The organism is Flavobacterium sp. UGB4466 (assembly GCF_903469665.1).
Classification (GTDB): domain Bacteria; phylum Bacteroidota; class Bacteroidia; order Flavobacteriales; family Flavobacteriaceae; genus Flavobacterium; species Flavobacterium lipolyticum.
The window spans coordinates 21,468-38,115 of record NZ_CAGKLC010000020.1; the positions used below are offsets into that span (position 1 = coordinate 21,468).

Here is a 16,648-nt window from a genome sequence, read left to right on the forward strand (position 1 = left end):
ATCTGAAATCTAAAATCTTCAATCTAAAATTAAAATAACTCTCTTGGGTCTGTTAGTTTTCCGGTAACAGCGGCTGCAGCAGCCATAATCGGACTTGCTAATAACGTTCTTGAACCGGGGCCCTGACGACCTTCAAAATTTCGGTTGGAGGTACTTACCGCATATTTTCCGGCAGGAACTTTATCGTCGTTCATCGCTAAACAAGCGGAGCAGCCCGGCTGACGTAATACAAAACCGGCATCCGTAAGAATATCTAAGATTCCTTCCTCTTTAATTTGAGCTTCAACAACATGAGAACCGGGAACCAGCCATGCCGTTACATTGTCAGCTTTTTTTCTTCCTTTAACAATTTCGGCAAAAGCCCTGAAATCTTCAATACGCCCATTGGTACAGCTCCCTAAGAAAACATAGTCAATTGGTTTTCCAATCATGACATCGTCTTCTTTAAAGCCCATGTAAGCCAAAGATTTTTTGTAAGTTTCCTCACCGCCTTCAACTTCTTTTGCATTTGGGATATGTTTTGAGATACCAATTCCCATTCCAGGGTTAGTACCATAAGTAATCATTGGTTCAATATCGGAAGCATTGATGTTCAATTCGGCATCAAAAACAGCATCCGGATCCGTTTTTAGGGTCTTCCAGTAGGCAACCGCTTTGTCCCATGCTTCTCCTTTTGGAGTATATAATCTTCCTTCAAGGAAATCAAAAGTAGTCTGATCCGGAGCGATCATCCCGCCTCGGGCACCCATTTCAATACTTAGGTTACAAACCGTCATACGGCCTTCCATGGTCATATTTTCGAAAACATCTCCGGCATATTCAACAAAATAACCGGTTCCGCCTGAAGTAGTTAACTGAGCAATAATATAAAGCGCAACATCTTTTGGTCCAACTCCTTTGCTTAACTGACCGTTTACGTTGATACGCATTTTCTTGGGTTTTGGCTGCATGATACATTGCGTAGAAAGAACCATCTCAACCTCAGAAGTTCCGATACCAAAAGCAATCGCTCCAAAAGCACCATGTGTAGACGTGTGTGAATCACCACAAACAATAGTAGCACCTGGCAAAGTAATTCCGTTTTCAGGACCTACTACGTGTACAATTCCATTTTTAATATGTCCCAGTCCCCAGTGCGAAATTCCGTATTCGTTGGCATTGTCCTCAAGAGCTTTCAGCTGATTGGCTGATAGAGCATCTTGTACTGGCAGGTGTTGATTAATAGTTGGAGTATTGTGGTCTGCAGTTGCAAAAGTACGCTCCGGATATAAAACGGAAACGCCTCTGGCTTTTAATCCTAAAAAAGCAACGGGACTTGTAACTTCGTGAATAAAATGGCGGTCAATAAAAAACACATCTGGTCCATCTTCAATTTTACGCACTACATGTGAATCCCATACTTTGTCAAATAATGTCTTACTCATTGTTTTGTTTTTTTAATTGTAATTTCTATAACCACAGCAATTTCTGCTTCTATATAGTAGGAAAGCAAAATTAAAAAAAGCTAAAAAGTGGTCAATTTCAATATTTCATTATATACGATACCCAAACTAAAAATACGAATTGCGATTGGCTTTTGAAAAATCTGTTTTTGGTCGAAAAAAGAATCGCAGATAAGTATTGTTTTTCTTTCCGAAGTTAATTTCCGGAGAGTGGCTTCGAATTTTAGCAGTTGACGAATTTGCCTTGAAATCGCTATAAAATATAGACTTTAGGTCTGAAAAATGTAACAAAATCAATAAAAAAGACAGTTTTTGTTGATTTTGAATTCCTTTTTAAGTTTCTGGAATCTCAGATAAAAACACTTTTTAAGCGTACTTTGACGCCTTGAAGAGGAATATGTATTTGTGTTTTTTTAATGGAAATAATACGACATCCAAGAACCGTATTTTTTTCTTTTTTAGAATGAAATTAAATGAAGAAGTAGAAGATTGCTCGTGGAGAAATTAACGGATAATGACGGGTATCTGACATTTGCTTTTAAAAGCTAGTGCTAATTTTGAACATTCTAATTTTAAAAATAATGTTATGAATTTAAATGAATTTGCGTACAAACTGGGAGTTTTAGGAACTGTAATTATTTTGCTTTGGGTGGGACTTTTTAAGTTTACAGCAGTGGAAGCCGGAGCGATAAAAGAATTGGTCGAAAATCATTTTGCTATGGGCTGGATGTACAAAGTAATGTCAGTTCAGCAGGTTTCAAATCTTATTGGGATTTTTGAAGTGCTAACGGGGATTGGTTTGCTGGCTTCTTTGTTTTTAAGAAGAATTGGTTTTTATGCGGGCTTTGCATCAGCGGTTATATTTGTGACAACATTGAGTTTTCTGGTGACCACTCCGGGTGTTTTTAAAATGGTTGAAGGATTTCCTGTAACCGATTTTTTTATTTTAAAAGACATTCCGTATTTGGCAATTTCACTGATGGTTTTTGTGAATGGGAAAGAATAAAAAGAGTAATTGATATGGATAACCTCTGTTGTTTAGGATGCCTTTCTGATAAAGAAAAAAGAAAGAGGAAATCTCATTGTTTTGAGACTTCCTCTTTTATTTTTTAATTCATGAAGTTTATAGTTTGTGATAAGTAAGGTTGGAATCTATGGCTCCAAGTCTCACTTTGTAAAGAGAGTAATTCTGATACAGGTCCGGCCTTGCAATTGCAAAATAAATTACATTTCCTTTTTTGACAAAATCAGAATGATTTGTTCCTTCGGATGAAATAGATTTTGTTACGTTTCCTAGGTTGTCATATTTTTCTATTTTTCGGGCACTGGAAACAATAAAACCATTATCAACTTCTATAAGTCCCTGTATGTTTCCGCTGCCATTAAATCTAATTAATTTAAGCTCTTCACCTTGAGGTGATGTAATTCTCAGTTCATTGTGGCTGTATAGAGCTAAATTTCCATTTGTAAGATTTATTACTTTATAGAAACCATTTAGGTTATTCCATTCTTTTAAGGAAGTATTTAAGCTGCCTGTCTCGTATATTTTTTGATTGGTTATCTCGAGATTTTCATTAAGAAATAGTATTAAAGGCTTGTAATTCATAAACGCATCTGTCGTTGATGGGGCATATTTACCTCCAAAAGCAACGTAGGTATTTCCTGTTTTAATTAAATGCCCGATAAATGCATTTTTAAGGGTGTTTTCGTAAGTTTTTCGACTTATAATCTGACCTGCATTATTTCTAATTTCGATGGAAGGATTTTCGGCATAAGATCCATAAAAATAATATTGGTTATTATTTTGAATTGAGCCATAAGTGATTTGACCTGAGTTGCCGAATTTAATGAATTCCCAATTAGAGTTTAATTCTACTTCTCGACCTCCTATATAATTAAGAGACTCAACCATCGTCACAATTTTATTTCCGTTGTTTAGAAAAGTAGTGTGGGAATGTCCTGAATTAGCCATCTTTTGAGCAACCATTTTTGTAGTAAAAGTTTTAGTTGTTTCATCGTATGCTACATGTCGGTACAATTGGGGAGATGATGTTAATATTGTTCTGTAACCTTCAGTATAGAATATTTTATTCTCGTAAACACCTATTTCTATAGGAAATACATCAGTGTCGTTGTTGGTTGTAATTGGATTTTGAGTTGGAAAAGAATAAAGATTATTCACTGTAACTCCAATTGTATTGGTGGTACTTAGTCCATTCGCATCTTTAACAACTAATGAAACACTATATTGTCCGGGTTTAGAATAATAAAATGTAGGTTCTTTTTCGGTAGAGGTAATGTCGTTTCCAAAATTAAAAGTATAGGATACGATTTCTGCACCTGCTGTGGCGGTATTGGTTACTTTAATTTCATCCCCAATATTAACTATTGTTGCTGATAGAGTAAAGGAAGCAATCGGTTTGACTGTTTCGGAATTGTCGCTGCTGCAGGAATTAAGAAGATTTAAAAGGATAAATGAAAGAAGTAAAATTTTTTTCATAAAATTTAATGCGTTTTTTATTAGGTTTTAAAGCCCAAAGGTATCTTTTTTTATAAGAAAAGGAGTCGTTTTTTTCTAAGAATGATATTCATGATTCTTTATTTTTTCAAGCAAAAAAAAAACGTAAATTTGAACTTCCATCATTTTTATTTTTTGAATTTTTATCGATCACTAAATCAGTAATTTAGGATCGGATAATCTTCGAAATTTGGACACAAGCGAAAGCGAACTGGCGGAGCAATTTTAAATTTGTCTTTTTATACCTATGTACTTAATATTCGATACCGAAACCACCGGATTACCAAAACGATGGGATGCTCCGATAACTGATTCTGATAACTGGCCTCGCTGTATTCAGATCGCATGGCAGCTCCATGACGAGATGGGACAGCTCATAGAACACCAGGATTATCTGGTTAAGCCCGATGGATTTAATATTCCGTACGATGCCGAACGTATTCACGGAATTTCGACAGAATTGGCTGATGCCGATGGAATCACGCTGGCCGAGGTTTTGGAGAAATTCAACATTGCTTTAAGTAAAACCAAGTTTATTGTCGGTCAGAACTTAGGTTTTGACGTTAATATTATGGGGGCTGAATTTCATAGAATGGGAGTCGATTCTCCTATGAGTTCGATGCCCGTTTTGGATACTTGTACAGAAGTTACCGCTTCATTATTAAAACTTCCGGGTGGACGTGGAGGAAGATTCAAATTGCCAACGTTAACAGAATTACACGAATATCTTTTTAATAAACCTTTCGCAGAAGCGCACAACGCAACTGCCGACGTTGAGGCAACTACGCGTTGTTTCCTGGAGTTAATCAGAAGAGAAGTTTTTACCAAAGAAGAGCTGGATGTTCCTAAGGATTATTTCAAGGAATTCCAAAGTAGAAATCCACAAGAGTTTCCGTTAATTGGTTTAAAACACATTAACCTTAAAAAAGCGTCTGATAAAATCAGAGAGCAATTAAAGGCTTTAGAGTCTGTTGGACAAGAACCTGCCGTTTCGCATTCTGACAGAGAAGATTTTAAAGCCGCAAAATATGCGCACTTACACAATCATACACAGTTTTCGGTACTGCAATCTACTATAGGGGTTGGAAATATCGTTGCCGCTACCGCCAAAAACGGAATGCCGGCTGTTGCCATGACCGATACCGGAAACATGATGGGGGCTTTTCACTTTGTGAGTGCCGTTATGAATCATAATAAAGGAGCGTCTGCCAAAAATAAAGCTTTGGTCGAAGCAGGTGAGGAGCCAACGGAAACAGAGATAAAGCCAATTGTAGGTTGCGAATTTAATGTTTGTGACAATCACCTGGACAAAAGCAAAAAAGACAATGGAAACCAGATTGTATTATTAGCCAAAAACAAAAATGGTTATCACAATCTGGCTAAAATGTCCTCGATCGCTTTTACAAACGGATTTTATTATGTTCCGAGGATTGACCGCGGTATTATTGAAAAATACAAAGAAGACATTATGGTCTTGTCCGGAAATTTATACGGAGAGATTCCAAGTAAAATTCTGAACATTGGTGAAACTCAGGCTGAAGAAGCTTTGATCTGGTGGAAAGAACAATTTGGAGACGATTTTTATCTGGAAGTGATGCGTCACAATCAGGAAGATGAAAACCGTGTGAATAAAACGCTGATTGAATTTTCTAAGAAACATGATGTTAAATTAATTGCGACCAATAATACCTACTATTTAAATAAAGAAGACGCCAATGCACACGACATTTTGCTGTGTGTAAAAGACGGTGAAAAACAAGCCACACCAATTGGTCGCGGCCGTGGATATCGTTACGGATTACCCAATCAGGAATACTACTATAAGTCAGGTGAGGAGATGAAAAAACTCTTCGCGGATTTACCCGATGCCATTATTAACATTCAGGAAATTGTAGACAAGGTCGAAGGATATTCACTTTATCGCGATGTATTGCTTCCTAAATTTGATATTCCCGAAGAGTTTGTTGTTGCCGAAGATGAGGCTGATGGCGGGGTTAGAGGAGAAAATAAATATTTGCGTCATCTTACCATGGTGGGAGCAAAAAAACGATACGGCGAAATCACAGAGTCGATTCAGGAGCGTTTGGATTTTGAGCTATTGACCATTTCGAACTCCGGATATCCGGGTTACTTTTTGATCGTTCAGGATTTTATCGCCGAAGCCAGAAATATGGACGTTTCGGTAGGTCCCGGTCGTGGATCTGCTGCCGGTTCTGCGGTAGCGTATTGCTTAGGAATTACCAATATCGACCCGATTAAGTACGATTTACTTTTTGAGCGTTTTCTTAATCCTGACCGTGTATCGATGCCCGATATTGATATTGACTTTGATGATGAGGGTCGTGGACGTGTTATGGAGTACGTAATTAATAAGTACGGTCAGAATCAGGTGGCGCAAATTATTACGTACGGTAAAATGGCAACCAAATCTGCGATACGTGATACCGCTCGTGTACTGGATTTACCATTGTTTGAAGCCGATAGAATTGCAAAGCTGATTCCGGCTATGATGCCTTCAAAGTGGAATTTGGCGCGTTTTATTTCTGAAAGTGAGGATGAGGTTAAAAAAGCACTTCGTTCAGACGAATATGATAATGTAAAGGAATTGATCGCCATTGCCAATGAAGAAGATTTGGCAGGTGAAACCATTCAACAGGCAAAGATTCTGGAAGGATCGATGCGTAATACCGGAATTCATGCCTGTGGGGTAATCATTACGCCATCGGATATTACGAATTTCGTTCCTGTTACCACCGCAAAAGATTCTGATTTGTACGTGACCCAGTTTGATAACTCGGTAGCAGAAAGTGCAGGATTACTAAAGATGGACTTCCTGGGTCTGAAGACCCTTACCCTTATAAAAGATACCGTTAAACTGGTAAAATACAGAAACGGAATTGATCTGGATCCGGACACATTTCCAATTGATGATGTCGAGACTTATGCACTTTTCCAAAGAGGTGAAACGGTTGGAATCTTCCAATACGAGTCACCCGGAATGCAGAAATACATGAAAGATCTGAAACCTACGGTTTTTGGAGATTTAATTGCGATGAACGCCCTGTATCGTCCGGGACCTCTGGAGTACATTCCATCTTTCGTTCGAAGAAAAAACGGGGAAGAGGAAATTAAATACGACTTAGATGCCTGTGAAGAATATTTGGGAGAAACCTACGGAATTACAGTTTACCAGGAGCAGGTAATGCTTTTGTCACAATCGTTGGCTGATTTTACAAAAGGTGAAGCCGACGTTTTGCGTAAGGCGATGGGTAAGAAACAAAAGGACGTACTGGACAAAATGAAGCCTAAATTTGTGGAACAGGCCGCGAAAAAAGGGCATGATGCAAAAGTTCTGGAGAAAATCTGGAAAGACTGGGAAGCCTTTGCGAGTTATGCCTTCAACAAGTCGCACTCGACCTGTTATGCCTGGATTGCTTATCAAACAGCCTACTTAAAAGCACATTATCCCGCAGAATATATGGCAGCGGTTCTTTCGAATAATATGAACGATATCAAACAAGTATCGTTTTTTATGGAAGAATGTAAACGAATGGGCTTGCAGGTTTTAGGACCCGATGTAAACGAATCCTATTATAAATTTACCGTAAACGATGAGTATGCAGTTCGTTTTGGAATGGGAGCGATTAAAGGAGTGGGTTCAGGAGCCGTAGCAACTATCGTAGAAAACAGAAAAGACGGAAGATATAAATCGATTTTTGATTTAGCGAAACGTATTGATTTGCGTGCCGCCAATAAAAAAGCAATCGAAAACCTGGCGCTGGCAGGTGGTTTTGATTCCTTTGAAGGAACAACCAGAGCACAGTATTTTCATGATGATGGTGACGGAATTACATTTTATGAAAAAGCGATGCGTTACGGATCGAAGTTTCAGGAAAACGAAAACTCCTCACAGGTGAGTTTGTTTGGAGAAGCAAGTGAAGTGCAGATTGCAGAGCCTGTTGTGCCTCCTTGTGAAGACTGGAGTACCATGGAGAAACTGGCGAAGGAAAAAGAAGTAGTTGGGATTTATATTTCAGGACATCCTTTGGACGATTTCAGATTTGAGATGAAATACTTCTGCAATAACAAATTGGAATCCTTGAAAAGTATGAACGAGTTCGTGGGTAAAAATCTGAATTTTGCGGGAATCATAAACAATGTTCAGCATCGTGTGGCAAAAAATGGAAAAGGCTGGGCAGTTTTTAACTTAGAGGGGTATGACGAAAGTTACGAGTTCAAGATTTTTGGGGAAGAGTATTTAAAATTCCGTCATTTTCTAATTCAGAATAATTTTGCTTTCATCAAAATACTAATAAAAGACGGTTGGGTAAATCATGATACCGGTAAGAAATCGGATCCAAGAATGCAATTTGTTGAAATAAGACAATTGCAGGACATTTTGGAAGCTTTTGCCAAAAAGCTCATTTTACTGTTAAACATAAAAGACCTTCAGACAGATTTTATTCATAGGTTAAGCCATTTGTTTAGCGAGAATAAAGGAGACAATTCAGTGACTTTTGAGATCATGGAATTAGAAAAAGTAAAGAGATTGGTTGAGGTCGAAACGCCAAAAGATTTTGAGGAAACTACTTTTGAAGAAGAGAATGACAGGGAAGATGATGGAATGGAAGAAACAAAGATTCAGGAAGTAAATGAAGTTGAGGAAATTAAGGTTGTAAACAAATTAACCATGCCAAGCCGCAGGTTAAAAATAAAAATCTCAACAGAGCTATTGATAGAATTGGAAAAAATGCAGGTGAATTTTAAGTTAAATTAGATTTTAACAGTTAAAATTTAAAAGAATGCATTTTTTTTAAGTTAAAATTATGCATGCATAATAGTTTTTTAGTAATATTGCTCAAAATTACAACGATTTCGTTCCAAGTCTAACAATACAAACCAGAAGATTATGTTAAAATAATCTATGTTTGTAAAAATTAATTAAATCAAAATTATGAAAAAGAACCTATTTTTATTAGGGTTATTAGTTTGCTCTATGGCCACAATGGCGCAAACAGAAAAAGCAGATAAACCGGAAAGCTGGTATTTTAAATTGGGTGCATCTTATTTCAACCAAACTGCTTCTACAGAATTTCCTGTTGTTGGAGGTCAATTGCCAAACAGAGATGTTTATGCAGGTACTTTAGCAAATAATAAATTAGCATCTAGAGAAAGTGTTACTGGGTCTTTTGGACAAGGTTTCAGAAGTGGAATTACTGCTGGTTATAGATTTTCAGCACGTTTAGGAGTTGAGATGTCAGCTAACTATTATGTAAGTAATGAAAAAACCATGTCACAAACGACTAACAGACTTATTTCATATAATCCAGCTACTAGTCCGGCAGCTACTTATGTAAGTTTTACAGCGAATGGAGAAATTAAAGCTTTTGATTTAGCACCAGCAATTGTGATGTTTTTAGGAGAAGCTCATGGTTTTGAACCATACACTAAAGTAGGAGTTATTGTTCCTGTTCATGGTACATTGGATATTAAAACGGATAGACAGTATACGACGTTTGTAGGAGCTAATCAAGTTGCTTCAACAAATGCTTTCTCAAAAGATGTAGTTAAGCCAAATCCAACAATCGGATTTATGGCATCTTTAGGTACCTCTTATAAATTAGGGAAACATATTTCTGCTTTCGCAGAATTGGAATACCGTAACTTTACAGTACACGGAAAGACTAAAGAAACTACAATATATACTGAAAATGGTGTAGATAAATTAAATGAAACAACTGCTTTCAGAGCTGCTTCATATTCTGCAACTCATACTAAATATGTAGATCGTTTAGACGGAAACTCTAATAATAAGGAGTATAATCCATCAGGGTACGATTCTACTAAACCAATGAACGAATTAAGTTCTTATGTTGGAATTTCAGGTTTAGGACTGACTTTAGGTCTTAAATACAGCTTATAATTTTATATAGTTTTAGTTTTTAGAAAAAGAGGATATTCATTGCGAATATCCTCTTTTTTTGTCCCCTGTCATTTCGATTTTTATCATAGAAATTGAAATGACAATATTGAGGTCAAGACTAATGATCGCAGAAAAAAATCTGCCAAATCTGCCAAATCTGCGTGAAACAAAATGGGCTCGCTCTTTATCTAGAGTTTCTAAATTCTTTCAACACTTCATCGATAACCCAGGTTGTTCTGGCAGCAGAGGTTCCTTTTGATGGTGAGAAACCGTCTTTGCCTAAAATTTCAGCAACAACAGTTTCAACAAGTGGCAATTGAATGTGAAGCGGATTTTCGATCGTAATACTTTCTTTTTCACCATTTGCATACTGAATATGAATTGGGTCATTACCGAAGGTAGAGAACGAAATCTTTCCTTTGTCGCCTACAATATCAGTATTGTCGTAACGTTCAAAACTGGCAAAATTCCATAAGCCGGTTCCGTGGATTCCATTTTCGAATAAAAATGACATCGAAACCGAATCTTCTGCCGGATAGGCTTTGAGCTGTGAACTCGCATGCCCGCGAACTGATTTAATCGGACCAAATACAAAATCAAGAAAATCTAAGGTATGACAAGCCAAATCGACAAATATTCCGCCACCGGAAATGTGTGGTAAAACCGTCCAGGGTAAATTGATTTCGTCGTCGTAGCGCTTCTCAAACGGATGGTATAAAATACAATTTACATGTCTGACAGTTCCTATTTTACCTTGTTCTATAAGTTCTTTTATTTTCAGGAATCTTGGAAGGCTTCTTCTGTAATAAGCAACAAATAAAGGCACATTGTGTTCTTTACAAACGCTGATCATTTCGTTGCATTCTTCAAAATTTAAAGCCATTGGTTTCTCTACGTAGACAGGTTTCCCGGCCTTGGCACATAAAATAGTATATTCTTTATGGGAAGATGGAGGTGTAGCAATATAAACGGCATCAACTTCAGGATCATTAATTAAATCGATGGCGTTGGAGTACCATTTCGGAACATTATGACGTTTGGCATAGTCTTCGGCAAGAGCTGCGTCTCTGCGCATAACAGCAACTAAAGCTGAATTTGAAGCTTTCTGAAAAGCAGGACCGCTTTTAACTTCCGTTACATTTCCGCAACCTATAATTCCCCATTTTACAATTTTCATGTTTTAGATTTTAGTTTTTCAAATTTAGAAAGTTTGCCCTGAATTACACTAATTATTACTAATTCTTTGTGGTAAGAATAGTTGTTATGAATTATTTTTCACGCAGATTTAAAAGGATTTGAGCAGACACTCACAGATTTTTTTAAATTCAATTGGTTTGGATCTGCCTAAATCTGCAATATCTGCGTGAAATAAAAATAAAGCCACGAATTCACGAATTATTTTTTCAAGCTATTTTTGAAAATATTGGAGCGGATACTCATTTTTTTAAATTCAATTGGTTTGGATCTGCCTAAATCTGCAATATCTGCGTAAAAAAAAAGCCACGAACTCACAAAATAATTCGTGAATTCGTGGCTAAAAAATTTAGCTTAGAGTATTACTTTTTTGGTAAAGCTTTAAAGCCCATATTGTAAAGTGTAAACGCTTGAACATCTACATTCTCCTGAATGGTTGCGGCAACAGATTTTCCTGCACCGTGACCTGCTTTTACATCGATACGAATTAATACCGGATTTTCACCTGTTTGTTTCTCTTGCAGCTCAGCAGCAAATTTAAAACTGTGTGCAGGAACCACACGGTCATCGTGATCACCTGTAGTTACCATAGTTGCAGGGTACTTAACGTCTTTTTTTACGTTTTGTACTGGTGAGTAACCTTTTAGGTATTCAAACATTTCTTTGTTATCCTGTGCTGTTCCGTAATCGTAAGCCCAACCTGCACCGGCAGTAAAAGTATGGTAACGTAACATGTCCATTACACCAACAGCTGGTAAAGCAACTTTCATTAAATCAGGACGCTGTGTCATGGTCGCTCCCACTAATAAACCTCCGTTAGAACCTCCGCGAATAGCAAGGAAGTCTGAAGAAGTATATTTTTGTGCAATTAAATATTCGCCAGCCGCAATAAAATCGTCAAATACATTTTGTTTTTGCAATTTAGTTCCGGCATCATGCCATTTTTTACCGTATTCACCACCACCTCTTAAATTGGCAACAGCATAAACGCCTCCGTTTTCTAACCAAACGGCATTTGCAATACTGAAACTTGGAGTTAAGCTAACGTTGAATCCACCGTATCCATAAAGAATGGTTGGGTTTTTACCGTCTAATTTTAATCCTTTTTTATAAGTGATGATCATCGGAATTTTTGTTCCGTCTTTTGAAGTATAGAACACTTGTTTTGATTCGTAATCCTCGCTTTTAAAATCAACTTTTGGTTTTTGATAGATTTCAGATTTACCTGATTTTGGTTCAAATGAATAGATCGTTCCGGGAGTAGTGTAATTGGTAAAGCTGTAGTATAATGTTTTATCCTCCTTTTTGGCTCCAAATCCACCGGCACTACCTACTGCAGGAAGTTTGATTTCACGGATTAATTTTCCACTGTAATCGTATTGTTGTACAAATGAAACCGCGTCTTTGGTATAATTAGCAAAGAAGAATCCTCCACCAGTCGAAGGAGATAAAATGTCCTTAGTTTCTTTAATGAAATCTTTCCAGTTTTCAGGTTTCGGATTGCTGATATCAACGGTTACAACACGAGTGTTTGGTGCATTTAGGTCAGTTTCAATAAATAATTTAGTTCCTTCATTCTCGATAATCTGATTGCTGCTGTTGAAATTGTCTACAATCGTTACAATAGGACTATTAGGTTTCGTTAAATCTTTGATAAACAACTCATTTCCGTAAGTAGAATTGGCTGCAGAAATTACCAGATATTTGTCGTCTTCTGTAACATATCCGCCAATATATCTGCGTTTTTGATCGGCTCCGTAAATCACTTTGTCTTCTTTTTGAGAAGTTCCCAGTTTGTGGAAATACAATTTATGCTGATCAGTTTTTGCTGATAATTCGCTTCCTTTTGGTTTGTCGTAACTAGAGTAATAAAAACCGTTGTTGCCATGCCATGAAACTCCGCTGAATTTTACGTCAACCAAAGTGTCTTCCAGAACTTTTTTCGTAATAGCATCAATAATGATTACTTTTCTCCAGTCGCTTCCTCCTTCAGAAATAGCATAAGCCGCTTTTGATCCATCTTTCGAGAAGTTTAATCCTCCAAGAGAAGTGGTACCGTCTTTAGAAAAAGTGTTCGGATCTAAGAAAACTTCTTCTTTACCGTCTTTTCCTTTTCTATAAACTACAGATTGATTCTGAAGTCCGTTGTTTTTAGAATAGTAAGTAAATTTTCCTTCTACAAATGGAGCACTAATTTTTTCATAGTTCCATAATTTTTCCATACGCTTTTTAAGTTCATCGCGGAATGGAATTTTATCTAAATAACCATAAGTTACTTCATTTTGAGCCTTTACCCAAGCTCCTGTTTCGGCCGATTTATCGTCTTCAAGCCAACGATACGGGTCGTTTACTTTAGTGTCAAAATACACATCAACCGTTTCGCCTTTTTTAGTTTGGGGATACTGAATTTTGCCTTGCCCGAACGAAATTCCTGCAGTTGTGATTGCCATTAGAAGAAATGTTTTTTTCATAATTTGTGTTTAACAGTTATAGCAAAAATAAAGTTTTTTGTGAGATGAGTAAGTATTTAACCGCAAAGCACACAAAGATTTTTTCTAATTGGAGTCATTAGAAAACGCAAAGTTCACAAAGCTTTGCGAACTTTGCGTTTTGATAAACTTTGCTATGTATAAAAAGCTTTGCGCACTTTGCGGTTAAACTAAAAATTATAAGTTGAAGTTAACTCCAAGAACAATATTTCGTCCTATGTTTGGTATACCGTCCGTTTTTAATCTTGACAGGTGAGCAATATATTTTTTATCCAATAAATTGTTTCCGTTTAAGTTAACATCAAAAGCATGTTTGCCTAGTTTTACTGTTCCACCAAAGCCTAAATTCACTAAAGTATATCCTTTTGAAGCAGTTTCAAAACCGCTTACATTATTTTGGCTAAAAGTAGAAGAAACATTTAGAGAAGCATAGCCTTCCTCAAACCAATTTTTGATTTTGAACTCAGTTCGTAAAGTATTATTCCAGTTATTAGCAGGAATTAAAGGCAGGTAATCATTGTTTTGTTTTTTACCGGTTACCGTTTCAAAACTGGTTTCAAAATGCAGCCAGTCCAGCGGATGAGGGTGAAAGTGTAAACCTGCTTCACCTCCGTATAATTTGGCGTCATTCTGAATATAAGCAAAAACATCGTTGTTATCACGTACTTCGCCTGTTGGTGAAGTGTAAATGTAGTTGTTCACATGATTGTAAAATCCGTTGATGAAAAACTCAAAATGGGTGTTTTTATATTCTAAGTTTAAATCGGTTTGAACGTTTTGCTCGTTTTTTAAAGTAGCATTTCCAACTTCATAACGGTTCGTTCCTTCGTGAACCCCGTTTGAAGTAAGCTCGGCTAAGTTTGGCGCTCTGAAACCTGTTGCTACATTCAGTCTCAGTGTTAAAGGTTCTGCAAGTTTGGTTTTATATCCCAAAGAAGCATTAAAACTGTCAAAGGAACGGTCTAAAGGCAGAAAATAACCTTCTTCACCTTCGGTACCGTGGGCTTCAGAAGTTACTTTTCGATTGTCAAAACGTAATCCGGCTTGTAAAACATTATTGTTCCATTCGTAATTTGCAGTTCCAAAAGCACCAAAGTCATTTGTGGTTGCATCCGGAATTAAATATTCTTCCCCGGAATTTTTATTAGTCTGATGCATTCCCTGAACCCCAACAATCGTTTCAATTTTACCGAATTTTGGAAAATGATATTTGGCATTGTAATTAAAAGTATTCAGTTTCATATGAAGTGCAGCAACATTACTGTCTTCAAATTCACTTCTGTCATTCGCAATGTAACCTAAATCAACATCCAGTTTAGAGTTTTGAAAAAAGATCACATTGTTTAAACTCAATAAATGGCTGAAGATTCCTTGTCTTGGGAACATCGTATTTTTGCTTGATGACTGCTCTGCGATTCCTTCTTCGGGAATACCAATGTCGAGCTTGTTGTAATTGTAACGTAAAACACTTGAGAAACTAGAGTTGCTATATCCAACTCCGGTTTTAAAATCGGTTTCATTATAACGGGTATTAGTTACACGATCACCGTCGGCAATTTTGTAATCAGAATGAGTGTTAAAGCTTCCTCTGGCTAAGAATTTCCAGTTGTCTGTTGAAGTTTTTAAGCCAATAGAAGAATTACTTCCCTGTGTATTGGTGAAATATTTTTGACTAAAATTAGCTTTGAAGGTATTCGCATCGGCAAATTTTTCAGGATTAAAATACAAAACACCGCCTAAAGCATCAGATCCGTATAATAAAGAAGCTGGCCCTTTGATTACTTCGACACTTTCTATTCCGGCATCGTTAAGTCCCAGACCATGTTCGTCTCCAAATTGTTGATTTTCGATACGAACTCCTTGTGAGTATACTAAAACACGATTTCCGCTTAAACCTCTAATAACCGGTTTTCCAATAGAAGTTCCGGTAGAAATTTGAGAAACCCCCGGAATAGTTGCCAGACCTTCGATTAAAGTTGAAGTTCCTTTTTGCTGTAAGGTTTTAATGCTTTCATGTTCTACTTTCATTACGTTTTGCGATTGCAATTTGTTGAAAGGAGTTGAAACCACTACTTCATCCATTTCAAAAACAGATTCCGTAAGTGTAATGTCTAAAGTGTTTTCTTTTAATAGTTTAGAAATGGTCTTGCTTTGCGTAGTGTAACCTATAATAGTGAAGGAAATTCGGAAACTTCCGTTTGGAAGATTCTTAAATTCGTATTTTCCGTTTTCATCTGTTGTTGTTCCTTTGTGTAGTTCAGCTGCATAAACAGATACGCCGGCTAAGGGTTTGTTTTGAAGGTCGATAACAGTTCCCGATACCGAATTTTGAGCAGAAAGAATGCCCGTAAACCCTAAAATAAGGGCCAATATTAGTTTTTTCATTTGAAAATGATGCTATAGTTAATTGAATTTGTCTTCCAATCTGAAACTAAAATCAACGATGCAACCTGCCGAACCTGAAAGTTTCAGGATGGGGAAATTCACCAATTTTTTAGAATTAGATTAAAAAGAGTTTAAATGTATTTCGTGTGTTTCGAAATTTAGGCAACTATAGCTTGCGGAGGCCCCCTTAGTAAATAGGCACTCTCTGAAAACGAAAATAATCTTTCTGAAAGAGTAAAGAAGTAGGGAATTTCGTTATCGAAATCGTGAAACTGAAGCGCAATTTCTTCCGGAACAATATAACTGCCAAAAGCAAAATGACAAACATAACATAAGTCATAATTATGGTGCTGGTGCGTTATTTCGCCACTTGGATCATTGTAATCGTGGTGGCATTGTTTTTCTGAAAGTTGCTTTACAATATGCTCATAACTGTGTATGGACTGAAAGAATATTGAGAACAATATCATCAGAACCAAAGAAACACTTAATATGAGTTGTTTTCTTTTCATTACACACAAAGGTATAAAAGATAGAAGGAAAATAGATTTATTTTTTAGATTCTGTTAACGATTCATTGAAAAAAGTTTAGAAAAGGCATTTTTTTTGGATCGAAAAGCGAATAATTACATTCAAATTGCTTCCTGAACTGGCATTATATTATATTTGTAAACCGTTGGGTGTAATTAACAAAAAA

General features: G+C 36.7%; 9 protein-coding genes. 3 read left to right on the forward strand and 6 right to left on the reverse strand.

The features are described 5' to 3' along the window. Positions 1 to 29 precede the first annotated feature (29 nt). On the reverse strand, positions 30 to 1,424 hold the full coding sequence (gene leuC, locus JO950_RS07770; RefSeq protein WP_202702137.1) for a 3-isopropylmalate dehydratase large subunit: 1,395 nt from the start codon (positions 1,422 to 1,424) through the stop codon (positions 30 to 32). Positions 1,425 to 2,028: 604 nt separating this feature from the next. Between leuC and JO950_RS07775 the strand changes: the two genes are divergently transcribed. Then, a complete protein-coding gene (locus JO950_RS07775) occupies positions 2,029 to 2,448 on the forward strand; it encodes a DUF417 family protein (protein ID WP_202702138.1) in 420 nt (139 codons plus the stop codon). 117 nt (positions 2,449 to 2,565) lie between these two features. Here JO950_RS07775 and JO950_RS07780 read toward each other — a convergent pair whose 3' ends face one another. Then, complete coding sequence (locus JO950_RS07780) at positions 2,566 to 3,942, reverse strand: PKD domain-containing protein (RefSeq protein WP_202702139.1); 1,377 nt, start codon at positions 3,940 to 3,942, stop codon at positions 2,566 to 2,568. A 265-nt stretch (positions 3,943 to 4,207) separates the two neighbouring features. On the opposite strand from JO950_RS07780, the gene dnaE reads away from it, so the two are divergent. Continuing rightward, positions 4,208 to 8,737 carry a DNA polymerase III subunit alpha gene (dnaE, locus tag JO950_RS07785; RefSeq protein ID WP_202702140.1) on the forward strand — a complete coding sequence of 1,510 codons (4,530 nt, stop codon included), beginning with the start codon at positions 4,208 to 4,210 and terminating at the stop codon, positions 8,735 to 8,737. A gap of 177 nt (positions 8,738 to 8,914) precedes the next feature. Next, complete coding sequence (locus JO950_RS07790) at positions 8,915 to 9,883, forward strand: outer membrane beta-barrel protein (protein WP_026109781.1); 969 nt, start codon at positions 8,915 to 8,917, stop codon at positions 9,881 to 9,883. Positions 9,884 to 10,067: 184 nt separating this feature from the next. On the opposite strand, the gene JO950_RS07795 is transcribed toward JO950_RS07790, so the two are convergent. The 4 genes from JO950_RS07795 to JO950_RS07810 all read right to left on the reverse strand — a co-directional run bounded on the left by JO950_RS07795 (position 10,068) and on the right by JO950_RS07810 (position 16,463). After that, complete coding sequence (locus tag JO950_RS07795) at positions 10,068 to 11,060, reverse strand: Gfo/Idh/MocA family protein (RefSeq protein WP_202702141.1); 993 nt, start codon at positions 11,058 to 11,060, stop codon at positions 10,068 to 10,070. 379 nt (positions 11,061 to 11,439) lie between these two features. Then, complete coding sequence (locus JO950_RS07800) at positions 11,440 to 13,548, reverse strand: prolyl oligopeptidase family protein (protein WP_202702142.1); 2,109 nt, start codon at positions 13,546 to 13,548, stop codon at positions 11,440 to 11,442. A gap of 195 nt (positions 13,549 to 13,743) precedes the next feature. After that, positions 13,744 to 15,951: a TonB-dependent receptor gene (locus JO950_RS07805; RefSeq protein WP_202702143.1), complete on the reverse strand. Its 2,208-nt coding sequence runs from the start codon at positions 15,949 to 15,951 to the stop codon at positions 13,744 to 13,746. 158 nt (positions 15,952 to 16,109) lie between these two features. After that, positions 16,110 to 16,463 carry a hypothetical protein gene (locus JO950_RS07810; RefSeq protein WP_202702144.1) on the reverse strand — a complete coding sequence of 118 codons (354 nt, stop codon included), beginning with the start codon at positions 16,461 to 16,463 and terminating at the stop codon, positions 16,110 to 16,112. Positions 16,464 to 16,648: the final 185 nt, after the last annotated feature.

Coding starts and splice junctions, on each gene's coding strand:
- JO950_RS07810 (WP_202702144.1), bottom strand. CDS start 16,463: ATGAAAAGAAAACAACTCATATTAAGTGTTTCTTTGGTTCTGATGATA.
- JO950_RS07780 (WP_202702139.1), bottom strand. CDS start 3,942: ATGAAAAAAATTTTACTTCTTTCATTTATCCTTTTAAATCTTCTTAAT.
- JO950_RS07800 (WP_202702142.1), bottom strand. CDS start 13,548: ATGAAAAAAACATTTCTTCTAATGGCAATCACAACTGCAGGAATTTCG.
- JO950_RS07795 (WP_202702141.1), bottom strand. CDS start 11,060: ATGAAAATTGTAAAATGGGGAATTATAGGTTGCGGAAATGTAACGGAA.
- JO950_RS07805 (WP_202702143.1), bottom strand. CDS start 15,951: ATGAAAAAACTAATATTGGCCCTTATTTTAGGGTTTACGGGCATTCTT.
- JO950_RS07790 (WP_026109781.1), top strand. CDS start 8,915: ATGAAAAAGAACCTATTTTTATTAGGGTTATTAGTTTGCTCTATGGCC.
- leuC (WP_202702137.1), bottom strand. CDS start 1,424: ATGAGTAAGACATTATTTGACAAAGTATGGGATTCACATGTAGTGCGT.
- dnaE (WP_202702140.1), top strand. CDS start 4,208: ATGTACTTAATATTCGATACCGAAACCACCGGATTACCAAAACGATGG.
- JO950_RS07775 (WP_202702138.1), top strand. CDS start 2,029: ATGAATTTAAATGAATTTGCGTACAAACTGGGAGTTTTAGGAACTGTA.